At 62.6% G+C, this 24,216-nt stretch carries 19 protein-coding genes; 8 read left to right on the forward strand and 11 right to left on the reverse strand.

Annotation, left to right across the window (positions count from 1 at the left end):
* The first annotated feature begins 15 nt into the window (after positions 1-15).
* A complete protein-coding gene (locus tag PVZ80_RS25795) occupies positions 16-744 on the forward strand; it encodes a hypothetical protein (protein ID WP_038635259.1) in 729 nt (242 codons plus the stop codon).
* Between the two features lie 25 nt (positions 745-769).
* On the opposite strand, the gene PVZ80_RS25800 is transcribed toward PVZ80_RS25795, so the two are convergent.
* Together PVZ80_RS25800 and PVZ80_RS25805 are read right to left on the reverse strand one after the other, a co-directional pair.
* Complete coding sequence (locus PVZ80_RS25800) at positions 770-1,138, reverse strand: PilZ domain-containing protein (protein ID WP_016703705.1); 369 nt, start codon at positions 1,136-1,138, stop codon at positions 770-772.
* Between the two features lie 58 nt (positions 1,139-1,196).
* Positions 1,197-1,658 (reverse strand): methyltransferase family protein, encoded by a 462-nt coding sequence (locus PVZ80_RS25805; protein WP_009050965.1) that lies wholly within the window; start codon positions 1,656-1,658, stop codon positions 1,197-1,199.
* A 210-nt stretch (positions 1,659-1,868) separates the two neighbouring features.
* On the opposite strand from PVZ80_RS25805, the gene PVZ80_RS25810 reads away from it, so the two are divergent.
* From PVZ80_RS25810 to yjiA, 3 genes are all read left to right on the forward strand, one after another.
* On the forward strand, positions 1,869-3,935 hold the full coding sequence (locus PVZ80_RS25810; RefSeq protein ID WP_009045728.1) for a carbon starvation CstA family protein: 2,067 nt from the start codon (positions 1,869-1,871) through the stop codon (positions 3,933-3,935).
* Positions 3,936-3,950: 15 nt separating this feature from the next.
* A complete protein-coding gene (locus PVZ80_RS25815) occupies positions 3,951-4,148 on the forward strand; it encodes a YbdD/YjiX family protein (RefSeq protein ID WP_007930039.1) in 198 nt (65 codons plus the stop codon).
* Positions 4,149-4,300: 152 nt separating this feature from the next.
* Entirely contained in the window at positions 4,301-5,272 is a 972-nt protein-coding gene (gene yjiA, locus PVZ80_RS25820) for a GTPase (RefSeq protein ID WP_009050964.1), read from the forward strand.
* A gap of 88 nt (positions 5,273-5,360) precedes the next feature.
* Here the strand turns inward: yjiA and PVZ80_RS25825 are convergent, their stop codons facing one another.
* The 5 genes from PVZ80_RS25825 to PVZ80_RS25845 all read right to left on the reverse strand — a co-directional run bounded on the left by PVZ80_RS25825 (position 5,361) and on the right by PVZ80_RS25845 (position 13,852).
* Entirely contained in the window at positions 5,361-6,071 is a 711-nt protein-coding gene (locus PVZ80_RS25825) for a GntR family transcriptional regulator (RefSeq protein ID WP_038635253.1), read from the reverse strand.
* A gap of 44 nt (positions 6,072-6,115) precedes the next feature.
* The gene (locus PVZ80_RS25830; RefSeq protein ID WP_273864751.1) at positions 6,116-6,820 is read right to left on the reverse strand and encodes a FadR/GntR family transcriptional regulator; all 705 of its coding nucleotides are present in this window, start codon (positions 6,818-6,820) and stop codon (positions 6,116-6,118) included.
* An 83-nt stretch (positions 6,821-6,903) separates the two neighbouring features.
* Complete coding sequence (locus tag PVZ80_RS25835; protein WP_009050961.1) at positions 6,904-8,217, reverse strand: C4-dicarboxylate transporter DctA; 1,314 nt, start codon at positions 8,215-8,217, stop codon at positions 6,904-6,906.
* A gap of 354 nt (positions 8,218-8,571) precedes the next feature.
* The gene (gene glyA, locus PVZ80_RS25840) at positions 8,572-9,825 is read right to left on the reverse strand and encodes a serine hydroxymethyltransferase (RefSeq protein ID WP_009050960.1); all 1,254 of its coding nucleotides are present in this window, start codon (positions 9,823-9,825) and stop codon (positions 8,572-8,574) included.
* A gap of 187 nt (positions 9,826-10,012) precedes the next feature.
* Positions 10,013-13,852, reverse strand: a complete 3,840-nt coding sequence (locus tag PVZ80_RS25845; protein ID WP_038635247.1) for a sensor domain-containing protein — start codon at positions 13,850-13,852, stop codon at positions 10,013-10,015.
* 285 nt (positions 13,853-14,137) lie between these two features.
* Here PVZ80_RS25845 and ettA point away from each other — a divergent pair, with 285 nt between their 5' ends.
* Both ettA and gdhA read left to right on the forward strand, forming a co-directional pair.
* Entirely contained in the window at positions 14,138-15,802 is a 1,665-nt protein-coding gene (ettA, locus tag PVZ80_RS25850; RefSeq protein WP_009050958.1) for an energy-dependent translational throttle protein EttA, read from the forward strand.
* Between the two features lie 372 nt (positions 15,803-16,174).
* Positions 16,175-17,512 (forward strand): NADP-specific glutamate dehydrogenase, encoded by a 1,338-nt coding sequence (gene gdhA, locus PVZ80_RS25855; RefSeq protein WP_273864752.1) that lies wholly within the window; start codon positions 16,175-16,177, stop codon positions 17,510-17,512.
* Here gdhA and PVZ80_RS25860 read toward each other — a convergent pair.
* From PVZ80_RS25860 to PVZ80_RS25875, 4 genes are all read right to left on the reverse strand, one after another.
* On the reverse strand, positions 17,509-18,003 hold the full coding sequence (locus PVZ80_RS25860; protein WP_009050956.1) for a GreA/GreB family elongation factor: 495 nt from the start codon (positions 18,001-18,003) through the stop codon (positions 17,509-17,511). The two genes, gdhA and PVZ80_RS25860, sit on opposite strands and share 4 nt — an antisense overlap.
* 72 nt (positions 18,004-18,075) lie before the next feature.
* Positions 18,076-18,429 (reverse strand): hypothetical protein, encoded by a 354-nt coding sequence (locus PVZ80_RS25865; protein ID WP_009050955.1) that lies wholly within the window; start codon positions 18,427-18,429, stop codon positions 18,076-18,078.
* Between the two features lie 94 nt (positions 18,430-18,523).
* The gene (locus PVZ80_RS25870; RefSeq protein ID WP_273864753.1) at positions 18,524-20,377 is read right to left on the reverse strand and encodes an Lnb N-terminal periplasmic domain-containing protein; all 1,854 of its coding nucleotides are present in this window, start codon (positions 20,375-20,377) and stop codon (positions 18,524-18,526) included.
* Between the two features lie 94 nt (positions 20,378-20,471).
* The gene (locus PVZ80_RS25875; protein WP_007924760.1) at positions 20,472-20,960 is read right to left on the reverse strand and encodes a DUF3015 domain-containing protein; all 489 of its coding nucleotides are present in this window, start codon (positions 20,958-20,960) and stop codon (positions 20,472-20,474) included.
* Positions 20,961-21,233: 273 nt separating this feature from the next.
* Here PVZ80_RS25875 and PVZ80_RS25880 point away from each other — a divergent pair, with 273 nt between their 5' ends.
* Positions 21,234-23,672, forward strand: coding sequence for a Lon protease family protein (locus PVZ80_RS25880; protein ID WP_009050953.1), 2,439 nt, complete (start codon positions 21,234-21,236; stop codon positions 23,670-23,672).
* Between the two features lie 210 nt (positions 23,673-23,882).
* A complete protein-coding gene (locus PVZ80_RS25885; protein ID WP_007924756.1) occupies positions 23,883-24,194 on the forward strand; it encodes a PA4575 family protein in 312 nt (103 codons plus the stop codon).
* Positions 24,195-24,216: the final 22 nt, after the last annotated feature.

Below are 24,216 nucleotides of genomic sequence, written 5' to 3' on the forward strand. Positions count from 1 at the left end.
GAAAGGAAGCAGTTCATGCGGATGACAGCAGCGGGCCTGGGTGCCCTCGGTTTTGCGTTGTTGTGGGGTAGCGGCCTGGCTGTAGCCAGCCAGGAGGATGCGCCGCGCGGCTATCGGATCGCCCAGGAATTGCTGGTCGGCGACGGCACGGTGCTCGAGGTGCTGGAAGACCGGCGTATCACCGCGCAACTGCACGCGCAGAGCTGGGGCAGCGGCCTGGACGAGGAAACCTTCGACGAGTCGACGGACAGCGAACACCAGCCACAGCTGGAGGCCCGGGTGCGCCTGGTGTCGGAGGTCGGCGAGGTGCTTGCCGAGCAGTCCCTGGGCTACCCGCTGGCGAAGGTGGAAAAGGCGCCGCTCAGCGGCCTGCCATACCCGGCGTTTTTCCTCACCGTCGATCAGACGGCGCCGATGGGCAGCTACAGCGGCCCGGCCACGCAGCTCCTGGTGCCGACACAAAGCCGGCTGGAGCCGGTTCAGTATCGGGACGAAAGCGGGGAGCAGCGCCCGCTGGGGTTGGCCCAGACCGGCAAGGCGGCCTGGCAGATCCTTCCAGCGGCAGCGGGCGCTACCGAGGCGATTGCCCAGGTGTCTTCGGCGCCTGCCAGCGAGGGTGACGATTTTGTGACCACGTACCGGACTTATCGCTGGGTGGACGGGCAGTGGGTCGCCGCCAGTCGGCAACAGCCTGGTTATTGGGATATGGAAAGCGAATTCCCCGCGCCCTCGGCATTTCCTTGAGCGTCTGACGGGAAGAGGCGGGCGCTCAAACCTCCAGCAGCGCCCCCAGCTCACGCTCCAGCTCCTGCGGATCGGCGAGGTTCAGTTCGATCAGCCGGCGCAGGTGCTCGATCGATTCCAGGTCTATATGCAGGCAAACAAAGCCCAGTTGGCCGTGATCGTCGTGCGCCAGTCGCACGTCCATGCGCACTTCGGCGTCATCGCTCAAATGGATATCGGCTTCGAACGGCTGGCTTTCGTCCCCCAGCCAGGGATCGGGACGCTGGATCAGCATGCCCCTGAGCGAGAGATCGACCAGTTGCACGGACCAGCGATAAGGGCCCTGGCTCAGTTCGGTGCGGGCATCGAAGGCGATGCGTTTGAAACGGCGACGATCGGCATGGTGTTCGCTCATGAGCAGCCCCTCTGCGTGGTGAAATGACTATAGACCAGACCCGGGTGCGCTCCCACCGCTACAGCCAGCGGCGCACCTTGCGGCAATAGTCACGGTAGCGGTCGCCGAACAACTCCAGCAGATGGTTCTCGTCCGGCCGGATCACCGTCAGGTTCATCAGGTAAATCAGCAGCGGCAACAGCAGCCACGGCCACAGGCTGCCGAGCAGCAGGGCAATGGCGCAGTAACCCAGGGTGTCGCCGAGATTGATGGGGTTGCGCGAGATCGCGAACGGGCCGTCGCACAGCAGGCGCCGGGGTTCGCCGCGATTGCTGGTGGTGGTGTGCCGTTGCCTGAGACGCCACATCGCCCAGAACGACAGGCCCTGGCCGCCGATGATCAGCAGCAGGGCCAGGGTGCGCAGCCAGCCGTTGACCGGGACCGGCAAGGGCACAGCGTCGGCAAGCAACAGCGCTGCTATCAGGAACAGCAGATACAGCAGCGGCGGTGACAGCGGCGGTCCATCGGGCGGAGCGGGCATGGGCACTCCAGACGGCGAGTCGTTAAAGGTGCGACCGCTTTTTCGCCCGGGTGGTTCAGTGCTTCCAGAAGCGGTTGCACCGAGGCGGTGCAAAACCTAAGAAAAAACTCAAAAGGGCGCTCTAGACCAACGTGGGGGGTGGCCTTTGGGGCCAGTAGCGCTAAACTCCGGATGGCTGTCTTTCTTGTCCACCCTGGCTGGAATAATAAAATGAAAAATAATAATAGCCCGCTACGCCACTTACCCTGGCTGGTGCTGGCAATCGTAGGAGCGTGCGCCCTCGGCGTAGTGGCATTGCGCCGCGGCGAGGCGATCAACGCCTTGTGGATCGTGGTCGCTGCCGTGGCCATCTATCTGGTCGCATACCGTTACTACAGCCTGTTCATCGCTAACAACGTGATGCAGCTCGATGCACGCCGGGCCACCCCCGCCGTGCTCAACAACGACGGTCTGGACTATGTTCCGACCAACAAGCACATTCTCTTCGGTCACCACTTCGCGGCCATCGCCGGCGCGGGCCCGCTGGTGGGGCCGGTACTGGCGGCGCAGATGGGCTATCTGCCCGGCACGCTCTGGCTGATTGCCGGGGTGGTGCTGGCGGGGGCGGTGCAGGACTTCATGGTCCTGTTCATGTCCACCCGGCGCAACGGCCGTTCCCTGGGCGACATGGTCCGTGAGGAAATGGGCCGGATCCCGGGGACCATTGCGCTGTTCGGCTGCTTCCTGATCATGATCATCATCCTCGCGGTGCTGGCGCTGATCGTGGTCAAGGCCCTGGCCGAAAGCCCGTGGGGCATCTTCACGGTGATGGCGACCATCCCGATCGCGATGTTCATGGGCGTCTACATGCGCTACATCCGCCCGGGCCGCATCGGTGAAATCTCCGTCATCGGCGTGCTCCTGCTGCTGGGCTCGATCTGGCTGGGGGGCCAGATCGCCGCGGATCCTGTGTGGTCCAAGGCCTTCACCTTCACCGGCGTACAGATCACCTGGATGCTCATCGGCTACGGTTTCGTCGCCGCGGTGCTGCCGGTATGGCTGATCCTGGCGCCGCGAGACTACCTGTCGACCTTCCTCAAGATCGGTACCATCATCGCCCTGGCGATCGGCATCCTGATCACCATGCCCGAGCTGAAAATGCCGGCGCTGACCCAGTTCACCGACGGCACCGGCCCGGTCTGGAAAGGCGGCCTGTTCCCGTTCCTGTTCATCACCATCGCCTGTGGCGCGGTGTCCGGCTTCCACGCGCTGATCTCTTCCGGGACCACGCCGAAGCTGCTGGATAACGAAACCAACGCCCGTTACATCGGTTATGGCGGCATGCTGATGGAGTCCTTCGTGGCCATCATGGCGATGGTCGCCGCTTCGGTGATCGAGCCAGGCGTGTACTTCGCCATGAACAGCCCGGCGGCCATCGTCGGCGGTGACGTGGTAACCGTGGCGCAGACGGTCAGCAGCTGGGGCTTCGCCATTACTCCGGACGCCCTGCAAGCAGTGGCCAAGGACATCGGTGAAACCACCATCCTGGCCCGTGCCGGTGGTGCGCCGACCCTGGCGGTCGGTATCGCGCAGATCCTGCACACGGTGCTGCCGGGCGAGAACACCATGGCGTTCTGGTACCACTTCGCGATCTTGTTCGAAGCGCTGTTCATCCTGACCGCGGTGGACGCCGGTACCCGTGCCGGGCGTTTCATGCTGCAGGACCTGCTGGGTTCCTTCGTGCCAGCCCTGAAACGCACCGAGTCCTGGACCGCCAACCTGATCGCCACCGCCGGCTGCGTGGCCCTTTGGGGTTACTTGCTGTACCAGGGTGTGATCGATCCGCTGGGTGGCATCAACACCCTGTGGCCGCTGTTCGGCATCTCCAACCAGATGCTGGCGGGTATCGCGCTGATGCTCGGCACCGTGGTGCTGATCAAGATGAAGCGTCAACGCTACATCTGGGTGACCTTGCTGCCAGCTGCCTGGCTGCTGATCTGCACCACCACCGCGGGCCTCATCAAGCTGTTCGACGCCAACCCGGCAGTCGGTTTCCTGGCCCTGGCCAAGAAGTACAGCGATGCCCTGGCCAATGGTCAGATCCTCGCTCCGGCCAAGGACATCACGCAGATGCAGCACGTGATCTTCAACGCCTACACCAACGCCACGCTGACGGTGCTGTTCCTGCTGGTGGTATTCAGCATCCTGTTCTACGCCCTCAAGGTGGGTATCTCCGCCTGGGGTAAAAAAGAACGCACGGATAAAGAATCGCCATTCCATGCACTGCCGGATGCGTAATCGAGGATTGCAATCGTGTTCAATGACCTGAGTCGCCTCGGTAAATACCTCGGTCAGGCCGCGCGCCTGATGGTCGGCATGCCCGACTACGACAACTACGTCGAGCATATGCAGACCAAGCACCCGGACAAACCGGTGATGTCGTACGAGGCGTTCTTCCGGGAACGCCAGGAAGCGCGGTACGGTGGCAAAGCCGGGCCGAAATGCTGTTGATTCGTTAGTGTCTCTGTAGGAGCGAGCTTGCTCGCGAAAAACCTAAAGACGCCGAGTTCATTCTGAACGCATGTGGTGTCCTTGAGTTCTTCGCGAGCAAGCTCGCTCCTACAGTTGTTTTTGCGTTCCCATTTTTTTCAGGAGAACCGCTTTTGTCCTCTCCAATCCCCGTCACCGTTCTCAGCGGTTTCCTCGGCGCCGGCAAGACCACCTTGCTGCGCCATCTGCTCAAGGCCGAGCACGGCCTGAAAATCGCCGTGATCGAAAACGAATTCAGCGATGCCGGCATCGACACCCAGTTGCTGGGCGACGAGCCGGTGCAAGTGATGACGCTGTCCAACGGCTGCGTCTGCTGCACCATCCATACCGACCTGACCAAGGCGCTGTTCTTGCTGCTCGAGCGGGTGGACAGCGGCGAGATCGCCTTCGACCGGCTGGTGATCGAATGCACCGGGCTGGCTGACCCGGCGCCCGTGGCCCAGACCTTCTTCATCGACGAAGAACTGCGCGAGCGTTACATCCTCGACGGCATCATCACCCTGGTGGACGCCAAGCACGCCGAGCACCACCTGACCCAGACCATCGCCCAGGCCCAGATCGGCTTCGCCGACCGCCTGCTGGTGAGCAAGCGCGACCTGGTAGACGAGCAGACCTTCAATGCGCTGAGCGAGCGCCTGACCCGGATCAACCGTCGTGCGCCGATCCGTGTGGTCGAGCATGGCCGCATCGACCTGGCCGAGCTGTTGGATGTGCGTGGCTTCAACCTGAATGCCGACCTGGGTGGCGGTGTCAGCTTGCGTCCGGTGAGCAAGGCGCCCTCCATCGACCGTATTTCCAGCCTGGTGCTGCGCACCGATGCGCCGCTGGATATCGACCGGCTCAGCGAGTTCATGAACGAGCTGCTGGAAGAACACGGCAAGCAACTGCTGCGCTACAAGGGCGTGCTGAACATTGCCGGTGAGCCACGGCGCCTGGTGTTCCAGGGCGTGCTCAAGCTGTACGGTTTCGACTGGGATACCGAATGGGCCGAAGGCGAGACGCGGGAGAGCGTGATTGTGTTCATTGCCGACGATCTGCCGGAAGAGAAGATCCGTGCCGGGTTCGCCCGGATGGCGGCGCAATAGTTACAGATTTCAACGACATCATCGCGAGCAAGCTCGCTCCTACCTGTAGGAGCGAGCCTGCTCGCGAAACGATCTCAGACTCAGCGTGTTATTTCGATCCTGCACTGGCCTTGAGCAACCTGTCCTCCAGGTGATCCAGGTGCCCGGTCATCAAGGCGACTGCGGCCTTGACGTCACCGTCTTCGATGGCGTCGACAATCGCCGCATGTTCCTGCCAGGCGCAATGGCTGCAGGCGCGGGTTTCATGGTGGGCAATCGCCAGTGACGTCAGCGGCACCAGGCTGCCGAGGAAATGCGCCAGCGGCGCGTTGCCGGCCACCTCGGCCAATTGCAGGTGGAACTCGCCGGACAGGCGGATCGCCGGGCCACGCAAGCCGCGGTCGATGCAGTCGCGCTCAGCGGCGATCAGCTCCCGCAAACGCTTGAGGTTGCGCGGCGCCGGTTGCTGGCAGGCGAGCCTGACCAGGGTGATTTCCGTCAGGCGGCGGGCGTGCAGGATCTGCCGCGTCTGTTCATGGTCCGGTGCTGCCACCTGGGGACGGTGGTTGGGCCGCAGGATAATCACCTGCTGGTGGGACAAACGCGCCAGGACCTGGCGAATGATGCTGCGACTGACCCCGAACACTTCGCCGAGGCTGTCCTCGGTGAAACGGCTGGCGGGGGCGATGCGTTGTTCGAGAATGGCATCGAAAATCTGCGGATAGACATCGTCGACCAGCAGTTTTTTCTCGCCGGTGCGGCGCCGTGGCAGGGCACCGGGGAGGGGGAATGCAAGTTTGTTCAAGGCGTAGCTGACCATGGCCTGTCTCCAGTCCGGTTACCGATACGAAAGTGTTGTGCGGCTTAGTTGCCCAGATGGTCGTCCGGGATGTTCAGCTCGATGCCCATGCGCTGGCCTTCCTTGAGGATGTGCCGGCGCATTTCGGCACTGGCCAATGCGCTGTTCTTGTTGCGGATCGCCCGGACCACCGCTTCGTTTTCTTCCAGGCGTTCGGCCAGGTGCTCCGGCGAGTTGCGCAGGATTTCCGCGCTCTGCTTCAGGGCATTGCTGGTTTGCTGCACCACGTTCTGGAAGATCGGGTTGGAGGTCAGGGTGAACAGTTCTTCATGGAAGGCGATGTAGGCGTTCATCCCGGCTTCGCTGTCGTTGGCCTCCAGGGCTTCGCGCATGTCCATCAGGGTCAGGCGCAGCTGGCCCACTTCCTTGCTGCTGATGGATTGCGCCACCAGGCCGACGATGAAGGGTTCGAGGGTGTAGCGCAGTTGCAGCACGTCCTCGAGGCTGGCACCCGCCACGCCGCTGTCTCTGGCCGGTTGTTCGTTGAGGCTGGCCTCCAGGACCACCACGCCTTTGCCGGGCATGGAACGCACCAGGCCCAGGGTTTCCAGAACAGTCACCGCCTCGCGCAGGCTCGGGCGGCTGATGCCCAGCTGCTCGGCCAATTCACGTTGCCCCGGCAGCATGTCGCCGGAGCGCCATTGGCCACGGGCCAAGGCCGCGCGCAGCTTTTCTACCACTGAATTTACAACCGTTGACGAGGTGATCACTGTTCACTCCCTGGAATATGGCGGATGAGGCCCATGGCAGGCGCTGATTGTTGTGCCTGCCGGCGACAGGCACAAGGCATGCCTCAGAACTCCTGCTGCTGCGCGCCGGGCAGCGGTTTTCGCGGTTGGAAACCATAGCCCTGCTGGCCGCTCAGGACTTTGTTGGCGCGTTGGATATCGATGTCTCTTTCCCAGCGGGCAATGGCCACGGTGGCGACGCAGTTGCCGATCAGGTTGGTCAGCGCCCGGCCGATGCCCATGAACCAGTCCACTGCCAGCACCAGCACCAGGCCCACCACCGGGATGGCCGGAATCGCCGTCAGGGTGGCGGCCAGGATCACCAGCGCCGAGCCGGGAATCCCGTGGGCGCCTTTGGAGGTGATCAGCGACACCAGCAGGATGGTCAGCAAATCGGACATCGACAACGGCGTGCCGGTGGCATTGGCGATGAAGACGATGGCCAGGGTCAGGTAGATCGAGAAACCGTCGAGGTTGAACGAATAACCCGTCGGGATGACCAGGCCGACCGTGGAGCTGCCGATGCCCAGGTGCTCCAGTTTGCGCATGATCTGTGGCAGTACGGCGTCGGAGGAGGCGGTGCCGAGGACGATCAGCAGCTCTTCGCGCAGGTATTTGAGGAAAGGCAACATGCGCAGGCCGGAACAGCGCATGACCACGCCGAGAATGATGGCCACGAACGCGAAGCAGGTCAGGTAGAACAGGCCCACCAGGCTGCCCAGGTGCTGCAGCGAGTCCAGGCCGTACTTGCTGGTGGTGAAGGCGATGGCGCCGAATACGCCGATCGGCGCCAGACGCACGATCATGCCCATGATGCGGAAGATGATGTGGCTGAGTTCGTTGATCAGCCGCGAGATGCCGGAAGCCGCTTCGCCCACCAGGTTCAACGCGCTGCCGAACAGCACGGAGAACAGCAGCACCTGCAGGATATTGTTTTCGGCGAAGGCGCCCAGGACCGAGTTGGGGATCAGCCCCATCAGGAACTCAGAGGTGCCGTGCATGTGCTGGCTGCGCTGGGCGATGTCGCCCATGTCGGCGGCGGACAGCTGTTCCAGATGGATATTGGCGCCGCTGCCGATGCCGGTGGTGAAGGCGAAGACCAGGCCGATCACCAGGGCGATGGTGGTCAGGACTTCGAAGTAGATGACGGATTTGAGCCCGATGCGTCCGACCTTTTTCAGGTCGCCGGCGCCGGAGATGCCACTGACCACCACACAGAAGACGATCAGGCCGATCAGCATCTTGATCAGCTTGATAAAGGCATCGCCCAGTGGCTTGAGTTGCGAGGAGTATTCGGGAAGTGTCAGTCCGCACACGATGCCGAGCATCAGTCCGAGGACTACCTGGAGGAAAATCGAACGCGAGCACCATCTGAGCATGAGGGGAATCCTGGTCGGTGTCCCGGCTGCCGTGCGCGGAGCGCATCAGATTCGGGACTTAATTATTGTGGTCTTACCGGTATGTCCAGTGCAGGCGCAGTCTATGCCCGATTTTCCTGCGAATACAAGGGCAGATCCGAAAATTGGCATGACCGGTCTGACCAGTGGTGCTGGTCCTGTAGCCGCTGCCGCAGGCTGCGATAAGGCCGAAGGCCTTCCTGCGATCTTCAAAGTGTCACGGCCGTGCCGGCCGATCGCAGCCTTCGGCAGCGGCTACAAGTCCCGGGCCAGACAATTCGCGGACGAAAAAAAGCCCGGCGCGAAGGCCGGGCTTTTCATGCAACGCTCTGCGAATCAGGCGCCGTATACCGGCAGCTTCTTGCAGATGGCTTTGACTTTCTCACGAACGGCGTCGATCACCGCTTCGTTGTTCAGGTCGGCCAGGATGTCGCAGATCCAGCCAGCCAGTTCCTTGCACTCGGCTTCCTTGAAGCCGCGAGTGGTCACGGCCGGAGTACCGAAGCGCAGGCCGGAGGTGACGAACGGGGAGCGTGGGTCGTTTGGCACGGAGTTCTTGTTCACGGTGATGAAGGCCTTGCCCAGAGCGGCGTCGGCGTCTTTACCGGAGATTTCCTGCTTGATCAGCGACAGCAGGAACAGGTGGTTCTGAGTACCGCCGGAAACCACGTCGAAACCGCGCTCGATGAACACGCCGGCCATGGCCTGGGCGTTCTTCACCACTTGTTGCTGGTAGGCCTTGAACTCAGGCTGCAGCGCTTCCTTGAAGCAGATCGCCTTGGCCGCGATCACGTGCTCCAGCGGGCCGCCCTGGGCGCCCGGGAATACCGCGGAGTTCAGCTTCTTCTCGATGTCGGCGTTGGCGCGAGCCAGGATCAGGCCGCCACGTGGACCGCGCAGGGTCTTGTGGGTGGTGGTGGTGACCACGTCGGCGAAAGGCACCGGGTTCGGATAGACGCCAGCGGCGACCAGACCGGCTACGTGAGCCATGTCGACGAACAGGTAAGCACCGACCTTGTCGGCGATTTCGCGGAAGCGTGGGAAGTCCAGGACCTGCGAGTAGGCAGAGAAACCGGCCACGATCATTTTCGGCTTGTGCTCGACCGCCAGGCGCTCGACTTCGTCGTAGTCGATCAGGCCGTTGGCATCGATGCCGTACTGGATGGCGTTGTACAGCTTGCCGGAGGAGGAAACGCTGGCGCCGTGGGTCAGGTGACCGCCGTGGGCCAGGCTCATGCCCAGGATGGTGTCGCCAGCCGACAGCAGCGCCAGGTAAACGGCGGCGTTGGCTTGCGAGCCAGCGTGCGGCTGGACGTTGGCGTAGTCGGCGCCGAACAGTTCCTTGGCGCGGTCGATGGCCAGTTGCTCAACCACGTCGACGTATTCGCAGCCGCCGTAGTAACGCTTGCCTGGGTAACCTTCGGCGTACTTGTTGGTCAGTACCGAGCCTTGAGCTTCCATCACCGCAGGGCTGGTGTAGTTTTCCGAAGCGATCAGCTCAATGTGCTCTTCCTGGCGCTGGGCTTCTTGCTCCATGGCGGCAAAGAGATCGGCGTCGTACTTGGCAATAGTCAAATCACGGCTGAACATGGCGGTCCTCAAGGATCGGGGCAGAAAAGGGGGGCATTCTAACTCAACGGGTTTTAGATGGCATATGAAAGGACATCATGTCGCACGCAAATCAGCTTCAAGTGGAAAGCTGCAAGCCGCAAGCTAGAAGCCTGCAGGCGAACGGCTTCTATCTTGCCGCTCGTCGCTTGAAGCTTGCCGCTGCTTTTTAGTCGAACATGAACAGCGCGTCGTTGCTGAACTGCCCTTCGAAGCTGTTGGCCGGCATCGGCCGACCGAACAGATAGCCCTGGACTTCGTCACAGCCGTGCTCACGCAGAAAGTCCAACTGCTCATGGGTTTCCACGCCCTCGGCGATCACCGCCAGGTTCAGGCTGTGGGCCATGGCGATGATAGCGCGGGCGATCTGCGCATCCTGTTCGCCGGACGGCAGGCCGTCGACGAAGGTGCGGTCGATCTTCAACACGTCGATGGGGAACTGCTTGAGGTAGTTCAGCGATGAATAGCCGGTGCCGAAGTCGTCGACCGCGATGCTCAGGCCAAGGTTTTTCAGGCCGTCGAGGATCTGCATCGCTTCGCTGACTTCGCGCATCAGGATACTTTCGGTCAGTTCCAGCTCCAGGCAGGCCGGCGGCAGGCCGGTGTCCTTGAGGATGGTGGCGATCCGCATGCCCAGCTGGCCGTCGGAGAACTGGCGGGCCGAGATGTTCACCGAGACCTTCGGCACCCGGACCTTGGCCTGGTGCCAGGCCTTGAGCTGGCGACAGGCTTCGCTGATCACCCAGTCGCCGACATCCACCACCAGCCCCAGTTCTTCGAGCACCGGAATGAAGTCCCCCGGCGGTACCAGCCCGCGCCGCGGATGGCGCCAGCGCAGCAGGGCCTCGGCACCGGTCAGGCGCTTGCCGTCGCCGCTGAACTGCGGCTGGTAGTAGAGGATGAATTCCTGCTGTTCCAGGGCGTGGCGCAGGTCGCTTTCCAGCTCCAGGCGCTCCAGGGCGCTGGCGTTCATGTCGGCCTGGTAGAACTGGAAGTTGTTCTTGCCGCGCTCCTTGGCGTGGTACATCGCGGTGTCGGCGTTTTTCATCAGCTGGCTCAGCTCGTTGCCGTCCTGCGGGCTGAGGGCGATGCCGATACTGGCGGTGACGAAGAACTCACGGCCTTCGAGCACGAACGGCTTCACCAGGCTGGCGAGAATCTGCTCGGCGACGTGGATCGCCCGGTTCAGGGCGATCTCGCGGCTGGTCCGCGGTTGCAGGAGCAAGGTGAACTCATCGCCACCCATGCGCGCCACGGTGTCGTCATCGTCGACGCAATCGAGCAGGCGGGTGGCCATTTCCTTGAGCATGCGGTCGCCCGCGGCGTGGCCCAGGGAGTCGTTGATCGGCTTGAAGCGGTCCAGGTCGAGGAACATCAGCACCACCCAGGACTTTTGCCGCTCCGCCGACTGCAGGGCGGTGTGCAGGCGGTCCTGGAACAGCGTGCGGTTGGGCAGGTGGGTCAGGGCGTCGTAGTAGGCCAGGCGGTGAATGCGCTGCTCGCTGGCCTTGCGTTCGCTGATGTCGGTGAAGAAGCACACATAGCTGGCCAGATCGCCTTCGTCATCGAGCACCGCGGTGATGCCGACCCAGGCCGGATAGTGCTCACCGTTGCGGCGCTTGAGCCAGACCTCGCCTTCCCAGGTGCTGTGCTGGTGCAGCTGCTTGAGCACATAGCGCAGGTGGGCTTCCTGCTGTTCGTCGACGGTGAGCATGTTCGGCAACTGGTCGAGCACCTGGGACACCGCGTAGCCGCTGACCCGGCTGAACGCCTCGTTGGCCTGGACGATGTAGCCCGCCGGATCGGTGATCAGGATCGCCGAGGTCGAGTGCTCGAATACCGTGGCTGCCATGCGCAGGTCTTTTTCCGCGCGGCGCTGCTGGCTGATATCGCGGCCGACCCCGAGCACGCCTTCGAAGGCACCGTGTTCGTCCCACACCAGCACCAGGCGCAGCTCGATCGGAATCTTGCGCCCGTCGGCCCGCAGGCAGTCGAACAGGAACAACTGGGTCTGCACCTGGTTGCGCAATCGCGCCAGTTGCTCGGGTTTGTCCAGGGCCTTGCTGACCCGCTCCATCAGGGCATAGATGCCGGTCAGCTGTTGCGGGTTGGCGATGGTCGATTGCCAGCCGTTCTGGAAGATCCACTCGGCGTCATAGCCCAGTACCGACTGCACCGAGGGGCTGACATAGTTGAGGGCCATCTGGCTGTCGGTGGAGAAAATCACGTCGCTGATGCTTTCGGCGAGCATGCGATAGCGCCGTTCGCTGTCGCGCAGGGATTCGCTGGCCTCGATCTGGTCGGTGATGTCCTTGGCCACGCCGATGATGCGCGTGACCTGGTCGTACTTGTCCCGCGCCAGGGCCTGTTCGCGGATGTCGAAACAGCGCCATTGGCCGCTGCGGTGGCGAAAGCGCAAATGGCACTGCAGCAATTGCAGGTAGCCGGCATGCCGCTGTTCCTGGCGCAGGCGGTGATAGAGGTCGGCGTCTTCCGGGTGCAGGAGGATTTCCCAGAAGTACTCACCCATCTGGTGCAGTTCGGTCTTGTTGTAGCCGAGGGTCTGGCCCAGGTGGTGGTTGCTGAAGATCATCCGCTGGCTGATGACGTCCTGCACATAAAGATGGTCCGGCACGGTGCGCACCACGTCCGACCAGAAGCCCTCGCGCTCCAGCAGCGACAGCTCGATGAGCTTGCGGCTGGTGATGTCGCTGATGCTGAGGATCACCGCCCGGTAGTCGGCCGGGTCTTCCGGCAGGCGCAGCACCAGCCACAAGTGCTGGTCATGGCCCTGGGCGTCGCTGAGGCGGATTTCCAGCTCCAGCTGTTTGTGCTGGTTGATCACGGTTTCCAGCAGCTGGTTGCCGATGGCGCTGCTGTGGAGCGGGCTGCCTTCGATCAGCAGTTTCCAGGCCTGCTCGCAGGAGTCGACGTTGAGCAGCCGCAAGGCCACCTGATTGACCTCGGTGACGCGCAGTTCTTCCAGCAGCAGCTGGCGCTGCTGTGGGTTGTGCTCCAGCCAGGCCTTGAGTTGTTCGCTGTCGTGCAGTTGCGCCTTGTCGAGAAATGCCGGCAGCCCGGAGATATCCAGGACGCAGAGGGCGACCCCGGTGCCTTCGAAAATGTCCTGGTAGCGCCGGCGCCCTTCGTGCAGCTGACGCTGGCGGCGGCGCATGTTCAGCAGCGCAATCACCGGCAGCAGGGAGAACGCCAGCCCCAGCAGGCACTTGGCGATAAACGCCGGCAACAGTTGCTCGATCACCGCGCGATCGTCGAACAGGCCGCGCAATTGCCAGTCGCTGTTGCCCAGCGGCGCGACCAGCACGCTGTTGGCTATGTCGTCGGTGGTCACCGGGGTGCTGCTGCCGTCGTCGCGACTGAGGGCTTTCTGGTTCAGGCGGTTTTCAATGACCCAGGTCGGTTGGAAACCCTGGTCGGGGCTGGGGCTCAGGGACTGGGCGAAGGAGGGAGCCAGGCGCAGCACCCAGTAACTCTTGAGTGCACCGCTGGGCTGGTGCAGCAGCAGTTGGACCAGCGCGCCGTGGCTGGCATTGCTGTAGTAGTAGCGCTGGCCCCGGCTGCGGCTGGTCAGCTCGGCGAGCCAGGCGGCGTCCTGGCCGTCGGCGTCGCTGTCACTGATGAGCTGGCCCTTGGCATCCAGCAGCGCGATGCTTTGCAGGTCGGGCAGGGACAGTTGCAGCTTCTTCAGCAGCAGTTGCTGCTGTTCGGCATTCTGGGGTGGCTCGACGATCGGCAGCAGGTTAAGGGCGATCTGCGCATTGAGCGCCAGGTTGAGGCTGATGTGTTCGGCCAGGTCGGCGTTGTAGTCGATTGCGTGTTGACGCTGGTCTTTGCGGGTCTGTTGCAGTTGGTCGAGCAGTTGCCAGAACAGCAGGGCGAGCAGCAACAGGACCAGGGTCGCCAGCACGCCTTTCAGGGTACCGCGCAGGGGCGAGCCGGACGCAGGCGCAGTTGCGCGCAGGGAAGAGGGCGGAGTGGCATTGGACAAACTGTGATCCTGCGGTTTGGCTGGACTGGCGCGACGTGCACTATAAGCCGGACGCCCGAAGGGCGGCTAGCATGCCTTGAGTTGTGGCAAAGTGCCAGCCCTGGCTGGCTGGACCTTGCCCGGCCATTGAGGTAGCTTTGCCGGTTACGCGGGAGCGCTCCAGCTCCAGACAATCAGGCTTTTTCCGTACGCAGGCATTGATCGCGATCAAATGCCGGCGCCGCGCATGGCCTGGCCCGGGCTTCGCCCGCTCTTCATTCATCAGTCACTGACGCTAGGTTCATCATGGCTCAATACGTCTTCACCATGCATCGGCTGGGAAAAGTTGTTCCGCCGAAGCGGGAAATCCTGAAAAACATTTCTCTGTCGTTCTTCCCGGGCGCCAAGATCGGCGTGCTGGGCCTCAACGGTTCGGGTAAGTCCACCCTGCTGAAAATCATGGCGGGCGTCGACACCGAGTTCGAGGGCGAAGCCCGTCCGATGCCCGAGCTGAACATCGGCTACCTGCCCCAGGAACCTCAGCTGGACCCGGCCAAGACCGTGCGTGAAGTGGTCGAGGAAGCGGTCAGCGTGATCAAGGACGCCCAGGCACGCCTGGACGAGGTCTACGCGGCCTACGCCGATCCGGATGCCGACTTCGACAAGCTGGCCGCCGAGCAGGCCAAGCTCGAAGCGATCCTGCAGGCCAGCGATGGCCACAACCTGGAGCGCCAGCTGGAAGTCGCCGCCGATGCGCTGCGCCTGCCGGCCTGGGACGCCAAGGTCGAACACCTGTCCGGTGGTGAAAAACGTCGCGTGGCCCTGTGCCGCCTGCTGCTGTCCGCCCCGGACATGCTGCTGCTCGACGAACCGACCAACCACCTGGACGCCGATTCCGTGGCCTGGCTGGAGCACTTCCTCCACGACTTCCCGGGCACCGTGGTTGCGATCACGCACGACCGTTACTTCCTGGACAACGTCGCCGGCTGGATCCTCGAGCTCGACCGCGGCGCCGGCATTCCTTACGAGGGCAACTATTCGGGCTGGCTGGAAGCCAAGTCCGATCGTCTGGCCCAGGAATCCAAGCAGCAGTCGGCCCATGAAAAGGCCATGAAGGAAGAACTGGAGTGGGTGCGCAAAGGCGCCAAGGCTCGCCAGTCGAAATCCAAGGCCCGCCTGGCCCGCTTCGAAGAAATGCAATCGCAGGAATTCCAGAAGCGCAGCGAAACCAACGAGATCTACATCCCGGCCGGTCCGCGCCTGGGCGACAAGGTCATTGAGTTCAAGAACGTCACCAAGGGCTACGGCGATCGCGTGCTGATCGACAACCTGTCGTTCTCCATGCCCAAAGGCGCCATCGTCGGCGTGATCGGCGGTAACGGTGCGGGTAAATCCACCCTGTTCCGCATGCTGATGGGCAAGGAAACGCCGGACTCGGGCAGCATCGAAGTCGGCGAAACCGTGCAACTGGCTTGCGTCGACCAGAGCCGCGAGGACCTGGACGGCAGCAAGACCGTGTTCCAGCAGATCTCCGACGGCTCCGACCAGATTCGCATCGGCAGCTACGAGATCCCGTCGCGTACCTACGTCGGTCGTTTCAACTTCAAGGGCGGCGACCAGCAGAAGTTCGTCAAGGACCTGTCCGGTGGTGAGCGTGGTCGTCTGCACCTGGCCCTGACCCTGAAGGAGGGCGGCAACGTCCTGCTGCTCGACGAACCGTCCAACGACCTCGACGTCGAAACCCTGCGTTCCCTGGAAGAAGCCCTGCTGGACTTCCCGGGCGCCGCCATTGTGATCTCCCACGACCGGTGGTTCCTTGACCGTGTCGCGACCCACATCCTGGCGTACGAAGACGACTCGCAAGCGGTGTTCTTCGAAGGTAACTACACCGAGTACGAAGCCGATCGCAAGAAGCGCCTCGGCGACGCTGCAGCCCAACCGCACCGCGTGCGTTACAAGAAACTGGCCTGACCCGGGTCGGTTGCTTGAAAGAAACGGAGCCTTCGGGCTCCGTTTTTTTTGCGCGTGTTTCCAGGTGGAGCCTGCGGCTCTTATCGCGAGCAAGCTCGCTCCTACAGGGGCTGTGTCGTTCTTGTAGGAGCGAACTTGCTCGCGATGCGCCCTGACTGGCACCGCCAATTTTCGAGCTGCCCATCATGGGGCGAGGCCTGTGGTTTAGATCCCTTGAATGGTGCGTAAAAGGCCGAAAACAGCCAAATATTTATATCTATTGCACCATTTAAATTCATAACTGCGACATTTTGCTCTGTCATGGTGCTGTTCGAGTTGCTAAAGTCCCGGGCAAATCTCCGTTAACGACAATAAATTTGCCGAGACTTTCCCATGATCGAATCCGTCGAAGACTTCCTCGCCCGCCTGAAAAAGCGCGACCCGGACCAGCCTGAATTCCACCAGGCGGTGGAAGAGGTGCTGCGCAGCCTGTGGCCATTCCTGGAGGCCAATCCGCATTACCTGACCTCAGGCATTCTCGAGCGTATCTGCGAGCCGGAGCGGGCGGTGGTGTTCCGTGTGTCGTGGGTCGACGATCAGGGCAAGGTCCAGGTCAATCGCGGGTTCCGCATCCAGATGAACAGCGCCATCGGCCCGTACAAGGGCGGTTTGCGTTTCCACCCTTCGGTCAATCTGGGGGTGCTGAAATTCCTCGCCTTCGAGCAGACCTTCAAGAACTCCCTGACCTCGCTGCCCATGGGCGGCGGCAAGGGTGGTTCGGACTTCGACCCGAAGGGCAAGAGCGACGCCGAGGTGATGCGCTTCTGCCAGGCCTTCATGAGCGAGCTGTATCGCCATATCGGTTCGGATGTGGACGTACCGGCGGGGGATATTGGCGTGGGCGCCCGGGAAATCGGCTTCCTGTTTGGTCAGTACAAGCGCCTGAGCAACCAGTTCACCTCGGTGCTGACCGGCAAGGGCATGAGTTACGGCGGCAGCCTGATCCGCCCGGAGGCTACCGGCTTCGGTTGCGTGTACTTCGCCGAAGAAATGCTCAAGCGCCGTGACGGTCGGGTGGAAGGCAAGCGCGTGGCGATTTCCGGTTCCGGTAACGTGGCGCAATACGCGGCGCGCAAGGTCATGGACCTGGGCGGCAAGGTGATCTCCCTGTCGGACTCCGAAGGCACGCTGTACTGCGAGGCCGGGCTGACCGAGGAGCAATGGCAGGCGGTGCTGGAGCTGAAGAACGTCAAGCGCGGGCGCATCAGCGAGCTGGCGACGCAGTTCAATCTCGAATTCCTCGTCGGCCAGCACCCTTGGGCGCTGCCTTGCGATATCGCGCTGCCGTGCGCCACCCAGAACGAACTGGACGCCGAGTCGGCGCGCGCGCTGCTGCGCAATGGCTGCATGTGCGTGGCTGAAGGGGCGAACATGCCGACCACCCTGGAGGCTGTGGATATCTTTATCGAGGCCGGCATTCTGTTCGCCCCGGGCAAGGCCTCGAACGCCGGGGGCGTGGCGGTCAGCGGGCTGGAGATGTCGCAGAACGCCATGCGCCTGCTGTGGAGCGCCGGCGAGGTGGACAGCAAGCTGCACGGCATCATGCAGTCGATCCACCACGCCTGCGTGCATTACGGCGAAGAAAACGGCCGGATCAACTACGTCAAGGGGGCGAACATCGCCGGCTTCGTCAAGGTCGCCGATGCCATGCTGGCCCAGGGCGTGGTTTAAGCCGGGTCGATGCGGATCACCTCGATCAATTGATCGCCCGCCGGGCGCTGCCACAGCACTTCATCGCCAAGCTGGGTGCCCAGCAGCGCGCGGCCGAGCGGCGAGCCCCAATTGATCAGGCCCTTGGCGACATCGGCCTGATCCTCTCCCACCAGTTGCACACACTGCTCGGTACCGTGCTCGTCGGCGAAGATGACCCGGCTGCCGATCTGCACTTTCGACCGCGATGTCGCCTGGGGAACCACCTGGGCGCTTTGCAGGCGCTGGTTGAAGTAGCGCAGGTCGCGTTCGATATCGGCCAGTTGCTGTGGGTCCGCCTGGTCGCCCAGTGCCGACTGTTGGTTGTGCCGGGTTTGCAGGAACGCGACCTTGGCTTGCAGTTCGCTCAGGCCCTGTGGGGTGACGTAGTTGGGCTGCGCGCTGATCTGCCGCTCCACGGGCTGGTCGGCCTGGGCGGCAGTCAGTTCCTCATTGACGAAGGCTCGGCTCATGGGAGTTTTCCCGTAATGAAGGTTTGGGCCATGGTCGCAGCCTTTTGGTTTCGGGCCATGTCTGAAAGCGACTTACTGCGAGCGATAGGCTCGCGCGGCGTCGCGGTCTTTTTCCTCTCGCCAGGCGCGTTCGCGTTCGTCCCAGTGACGCTGCCGATAGTCATTGCGATCCTGGTTTTCCAGCATGGCCTGGCACTGGCGAAAACCGTCGCTCCAGCCCTCGGCGTATTGCGGGTCCTTGAGGTAGCGCGGCACGTTCTTGCGAAATTCGCCGTTGATCGCCCCGGCGGCCTGGCGACCGCTGGCGCAGCCGTCATCGAAGCCGTCGGCGAAGGCCGGTGGATAACCCTGCTTGAGCAACTGTTCGTGGGTCGTCTCACAACCGCTCAGCAACGCCAGCCATGCCACCACCGCATACCGCCACATCTCTGACTCCCACGCCGCTCAACGGCTCATAGAGAAAGTCTAGAAGGGGATTCGTCAGTGGTTTGTGAAAGCGCGGTGAGAATGCGACCGGGGGTCAGTAGTGGTACCACTTCAGCTCCAGCATCACCTCGTTTTCCGCCGTGGCCAGGTGGCTGAACTCGCGCTGGGCGCTCAGGCGCAGGCCCAGGTTGCGTGATAGCTCCCATTGCTGGTTGAGGCTCAAGCTGCGGCGTACCTCACCGTTGGTGAAGTAGTCGCCCTTGGCTTCGACGCTGAAATTGCCCAGCGGGTTTTTCCACAGCAGGCCGGTGTTGAAGCCGGCCGCCGGAGTGATGAAACCGGCGAAATCGGCGTTGTGCTCGACGCGCACGGTGCCCAGGGCGAAGCCGAGCATGTTCTCGCTGAGCTGCCAGGTGCCGCCACCGCCACCGTTGACATGGCTGACCAGGGTTTCATCGTCGTGTTTGCCCGGCACTCGCTCCAGGCCGCCGGTGACCTGCCAGGACCAGGGTTGCAGCAGTTCGTTGCGCGGCGTCAGTGAACGAATGGTCGCCAGGTCCAGTTGCTGCAACTGCCAATTGTTGCCTTCGTACTGGCGCAGCTTCATCTGCAGGATTTCGATCTGTGCGCCCAGGGGGAAACCTTCGGCATTGTCGTTGAGGTCGTGATAGGCCATGCGCAGCCCGTATTCGCCAAAAGCCTGGTCGCCGCGGGTGCCCACGCCGACCTGCCAGGTGCGCGATTCATGGCCGTCTTCCGGCAGGCCTGGGCGTTCGATGGACAGTTCGGGCGGCGGGTTGCGGTTGATCGCCCGCAACAGTTCGAAACTGCGCTGCGCCCGTTGCGGATCGCGCTCCTGACCGTTGGCCCGGTAGCGCTCGAGGCGATAGGCCGCATCGATGATCAGTGCCTGGCGGTCCCGTGGCAGGGCCTTGAAGGCCGGCTCCTGCAGCTGTTGCTGGTCGGCGCTGACCTTCAGCACCCATTGTTGCTCGTCGTTGCTCAGCAGCTTGGCGCGCTCCAGCAGCTCACGTTCGCGGGACGGGCGGTACTCGATTTTCTCCACCAGGCCGGCTTCCTTCACCGCCTTGACGGTGTCGGTGGGAATCGCCGTCAACGGGAATTGTCCGGTCAGGCGCAGGCTGGGGCGCGCCACTTGCAGCAGCTCGAGCAAACGGTAAGAGCAGTTCTCGTCGAAGAAGAAGTAGTCGAACTTGATCTGCTTCAGTTCCCAGACATGCTCGACCATGCGTTCGGTTTCCGCCTGGGTCAGGTTCAGCCGGTATTCCCACAAGTCGCGGTTTTCCAGGCTGCGGTATTCCGAGAGCTTCTCCTGGTAGGGCACCAAGGCGAACAGCCCGGGGTAGCCGCCCATCAGGCCTTTCCAGGCGTAGAGAATGCTGTTGTCCGAGCCTTCGATATAGGCGCCGAAGTTGATCGCGTAGCTGAGCAGGGCGGTGTGGTTGCTTTGCACATCGGCCTGGTCGATGCGCAGCAGGGTATGGCCGAACATCGACGACGGGCTGTTCAGGTAGGCCGCCGGGAAAATCATCACCGTGCTGTGGGGCGCGACGTCCTTGAACCACTGGTTGAACTCATTGCAGTCCACCGTCGGCAGATCGCTCAGGCTCAGTTGGGCCTTGAGCCAGCGGGTGCGGGCGGGGTACACGCATTGAGCATGCTGGTTGCCGCTGCTGGCGGGGGCGTAGAGCGCGTTCAGCGTGGCCTTGAGTTCGGCGTCGGGGTGTTCGGCGCCGTCGCTGGCGAGGAAAAACTTCGGGTCGCTGACATAACTGCGCCAGCCTCCGAGCTTGGCGGTTTCGTAGTGGCCAAGGGAAATCCAGAACGGATCGTTGGCCAGTTGCTTCAAACGTGAGTGGTCGATTTGTGGCGCGGCGGACAGCGGGGCGCAGACACAGAGCGCCAGGGAGGCAAGGCGTTTGAGCATGGTGGGCAACTTGAGTCGGAAAAAACAAAGACCCGGGAGGGGTCATGTCCGAAAAACAAAAGCCCGCTCCCCGAAAAGAGCGGGCGGGTCGAGATTAAGCCGGGGTGGCGTATTTGGCCAGGCGTGCATCGCTTTTCAGCACGGCCAGGGTGTTGGTGTGCACATCTTCCGCGGTCACGTCGGCTTTGCTGAAGATCTGCTGGAAGTGCTCGTGGGTGACGGCGGCGAAGTGCGCGCGGTCTTCGGGAGCGACGCCCAGGACCACGGCGTAGGTGGTCAGCGCTTCGCCTTCACCTTTGGCCATGTCTTCGGAGAGCTCGTTCATCATGCCATTCATGGCAAACCAGGATTTGCCGCCGTAAGTCAGCGCGCTGTTGGTCGAGCAGCCGTTGGTGCCGGAAGTCATACCGAAGGTCGCGTTACCGGAGGTGCCGTTGGTGGTGGAGGCCAGGAAGTGAGCCGGAGTGCCGCGCTGTCCTTCGAACAGCAGGTTGCCCCACCCACAATCCGGACCGCCTGGCGCTTGGGCCATTGCATTGATGGAAACAGCGGTGAAGAGAGTACCGAGAAGAATCCGTTTCATAGCTTTGTTCTCTTTGTGTGCAAACCAATGGACAAGGGTTCTGGCCCATGTCGGCGCCAGTGGGCCGGTTATTAGTCCAGCCGCGCAGCTTGGAGTTTAGGCAGATTCCAAGGGTTCCGTGTTTTTTTGCATGACATTCCTTGAAATAGACGGTTTTTATGCTGTCCGCGTGGCGCCTGGGATCTGTCCGCGCTTTCGCTGCCTCGCGCCTTGCCAGCCGCTGTACCCGGCGCCAGAATGCCCCATCTGCCCCGCCTGATGTAAGGAAGCCCGATGCCTGATCCTGTTGCTGCCAGCTTGCGTCTAGCGCCCGAAGCGCTGACCCGTCCGTTTTCCGCTGAACAGTTCAGCTTCTCGACCACCAATGATTTGGAGCCCTTTCGCGGTGTGCTTGGCCAGGAACGTGCGGTCGAAGCCTTGCAGTTCGGTGTGGCCATGCCACGCCCCGGTTACAACGTCTTTGTCATGGGCGAGCCCGGCACTGGTCGCTTCTCTTTCGTCAAACGCTACCTGAAGGCTGAGGGCAAACGCCTGCAGACCCCGTCCGACTGGGTCTACGTCAACAATTTCGATGAGCCGCGCGAGCCGCGCGCGCTGGAGCTGCCTTCGGGGGCCGCGGGGGCGTTCATCAGTGACATCAACGGCCTGATCGACAACCTGCTGGCGACCTTTCCGGCGGTCTTCGAGCATCCCTCCTATCAACAGAAGAAAAGCGCCATCGACCGCGCGTTCAACCAGCGTTACGACCGTGCCCTCGATGTGATCGAGCGCCTGGCGCTGGAGAAGGACGTCGCGCTGTACCGCGACAGCAGCAATATTGCCTTCACCCCTATGCTCGACGGCAAGGCGCTGGACGAGGCAGAGTTCGCGCAACTGCCCGAGGCCGATCGTGAGCGTTTCCACGAGGACATTTCCGCCCTGGAGGAGCGCCTCAACGAAGAACTGGCGAGCCTGCCGCAGTGGAAGCGCGAGTCGAGCAACCAGCTGCGTCACCTCAACGAAGAAACCATCACCCTGGCCTTGCAGCCATTGCTGGCGCCGCTGTCCGAGAAGTACGCGGAAAATGCCGGCGTGTGTGGCTACCTGCAAGCCATGCAGGTGTACCTGCTCAAGACCGTGGTCGAGCAACTGGTGGACGACAGCAAGACCGACGCCGTGGCCCGCAAGCTGCTGGAAGAACAGTATGGTCCGAGCCTGGTGGTCGGCCATCCGGCCAGTGGCGGCGCGCCGGTGGTGTTCGAGCCGCACCCGACCTACGACAACCTGTTTGGCCGCATCGAATACAGCACCGACCAGGGCGCGCTCTACACCACTTACCGGCAGCTGCGTCCGGGTGCCCTGCATCGGGCCAACGGCGGTTTCCTGATTCTCGAAGCCGAGAAAATGCTCAGCGAACCCTTTGTCTGGGATGCCCTCAAGCGGGCCCTGCAATCGCGCAAGCTGAAGATGGAATCGCCGCTGGGCGAACTGGGGCGCCTGGCCACCGTGACCCTGACCCCGCAACACATCCCGCTGCAGGTCAAGGTCGTGATCATCGGTGCTCGTCAGCTGTACTACACGCTGCAGGACCTGGATCCGGACTTCCAGGAAATGTTCCGCGTGCTGGTGGACTTCGACGAAGACATCCCGATGGTGGACGAAAGCCTCGAACAGTTCGCCCAGTTGCTGAAAACTCGCACCTCCGAAGAAGGCATGGCGCCGCTGACCGCGGACGCGGTGGCACGCCTGGCGACCTATAGCGCCCGGCTGGCGGAACACCAGGGGCGCTTGTCGGCGCGTATTGGCGATCTATTCCAGCTGGTCAGCGAGGCGGACTTCATCCGTCACCTGGCCTCGGACGAGATGACCGATGCCGGGCATATCGAACGGGCGCTCAAAGCCAAGGCCACCCGTACCGGGCGGGTCTCGGCGCGGATTCTCGACGACATGCTGGCGGGGATCATTCTGATCGACACCGATGGCGCGGCCGTGGGCAAGTGCAACGGCCTGACCGTACTGGAAGTGGGCGACTCGGCCTTTGGTATTCCGGCGCGGATTTCCGCCACGGTGTATCCGGGGGGCAGCGGTATCGTCGACATCGAGCGCGAGGTCAATCTCGGCCAGCCGATTCACTCCAAGGGCGTGATGATTCTCACCGGCTACCTGGGCAGCCGTTACGCGCAGGAATTCCCCCTGGCGATCTCGGCGAGCATCGCCCTGGAGCAATCCTACGGTTATGTCGATGGTGACAGTGCGTCGCTGGGCGAGGCGTGCACGCTGATCTCGGCCTTGTCGAAAACCCCGCTCAAGCAATGTTTTGCCATTACCGGGTCGATCAACCAGTTCGGCGAAGTGCAGGCGGTTGGTGGGGTCAACGAGAAGATCGAAGGCTTCTTCCGCCTCTGCGAAGCGCGGGGCCTGACGGGCGAGCAGGGCGCGATCATTCCTCACGCCAATGTCGCCACCCTGATGCTCGACGAGAAGGTACTGGCAGCGGTCCGCGCCGGGAAATTCCACGTGTATGCCGTGCGCCAGGCTGACGAGGCCCTGAGCCTGCTGGTCGGCGAGCCCGCGGGCGAGCCGGATGCGGATGGCCAGTTCCCGGAAGGCAGTGTCAACGCGCGGGTGGTGGAGCGTCTGCGGGTTATCGCGGAAATGATCAGCGAGGACGATCTCAAGGAAGCGGAAAAAGAGCAGGCACAAGAAGCATTGGCGCAAACCAAGCCGGCATGAGCTATGCCGCGGCGAGGGCTCGGCCTTCGTCGCGGCGCCGGTCCGCTGGCGTCAATTTTCTCGAATAGACCATTCGGCGCCTGTTCAGCCGGTCAACTTTGCTTCTCAGTCTTTTCTTCCTATTCTCAGGGCAGGAGAACGACAGTCGTCACTGGATCGAAACAGTCTTCACATGAGGGCTGAATACCGGATCTACCGAGGGTCGCCGCCATGTCGCGCAACCTCTGCCTTACCCGCCAGTGTCTTGGCCTGGTCACCCGTATCGAGTGCAGTATCCGCCCGCTGGCGGGAGATAACGGAATGTGGACCCTACTGTTCGCCGCCGGAATGGCTGGCGAACAACCTTCGGCCATCAAGGCCCAGGGACCTTTCTGCGGTCCCAGCGTGGCCGAATCCATCCTTGATTCCATCGTCGAAAGCCTGACCACCCATGGCTATGAGCTGGCCGACGATCCGCAGATCTGGTGCCTGCACCTTCAGGCGCAACTACGGCAGATCAATGGCGAACGCTGCCGCCATTGACGCGATCTCCCGTTAATCCCTA

Origin of the sequence: Pseudomonas sp. B3G-3 (assembly GCF_028640915.1) — a bacterium.
GTDB lineage: Bacteria > Pseudomonadota > Gammaproteobacteria > Pseudomonadales > Pseudomonadaceae > Aquipseudomonas > Aquipseudomonas chlororaphis_I.

Bases quoted from the DNA above. Each gene is read 5' to 3' on its own strand.
- gdhA (WP_273864752.1), top strand. From the start codon at position 16,175: ATGATCGAATCCGTCGAAGACTTCCTCGCCCGCCTGAAAAAGCGCGAC.
- PVZ80_RS25835 (WP_009050961.1), bottom strand. From the start codon at position 8,217: ATGCTCAGATGGTGCTCGCGTTCGATTTTCCTCCAGGTAGTCCTCGGA.
- PVZ80_RS25810 (WP_009045728.1), top strand. From the start codon at position 1,869: ATGAAAAATAATAATAGCCCGCTACGCCACTTACCCTGGCTGGTGCTG.
- PVZ80_RS25825 (WP_038635253.1), bottom strand. From the start codon at position 6,071: ATGGTCAGCTACGCCTTGAACAAACTTGCATTCCCCCTCCCCGGTGCC.
- PVZ80_RS25885 (WP_007924756.1), top strand. From the start codon at position 23,883: ATGTCGCGCAACCTCTGCCTTACCCGCCAGTGTCTTGGCCTGGTCACC.
- PVZ80_RS25795 (WP_038635259.1), top strand. From the start codon at position 16: ATGCGGATGACAGCAGCGGGCCTGGGTGCCCTCGGTTTTGCGTTGTTG.
- PVZ80_RS25875 (WP_007924760.1), bottom strand. From the start codon at position 20,960: ATGAAACGGATTCTTCTCGGTACTCTCTTCACCGCTGTTTCCATCAAT.
- PVZ80_RS25880 (WP_009050953.1), top strand. From the start codon at position 21,234: ATGCCTGATCCTGTTGCTGCCAGCTTGCGTCTAGCGCCCGAAGCGCTG.
- PVZ80_RS25805 (WP_009050965.1), bottom strand. From the start codon at position 1,658: ATGCCCGCTCCGCCCGATGGACCGCCGCTGTCACCGCCGCTGCTGTAT.
- PVZ80_RS25860 (WP_009050956.1), bottom strand. From the start codon at position 18,003: ATGAGCCGAGCCTTCGTCAATGAGGAACTGACTGCCGCCCAGGCCGAC.
- ettA (WP_009050958.1), top strand. From the start codon at position 14,138: ATGGCTCAATACGTCTTCACCATGCATCGGCTGGGAAAAGTTGTTCCG.
- PVZ80_RS25800 (WP_016703705.1), bottom strand. From the start codon at position 1,138: ATGAGCGAACACCATGCCGATCGTCGCCGTTTCAAACGCATCGCCTTC.
- PVZ80_RS25870 (WP_273864753.1), bottom strand. From the start codon at position 20,377: ATGCTCAAACGCCTTGCCTCCCTGGCGCTCTGTGTCTGCGCCCCGCTG.
- glyA (WP_009050960.1), bottom strand. From the start codon at position 9,825: ATGTTCAGCCGTGATTTGACTATTGCCAAGTACGACGCCGATCTCTTT.
- PVZ80_RS25865 (WP_009050955.1), bottom strand. From the start codon at position 18,429: ATGTGGCGGTATGCGGTGGTGGCATGGCTGGCGTTGCTGAGCGGTTGT.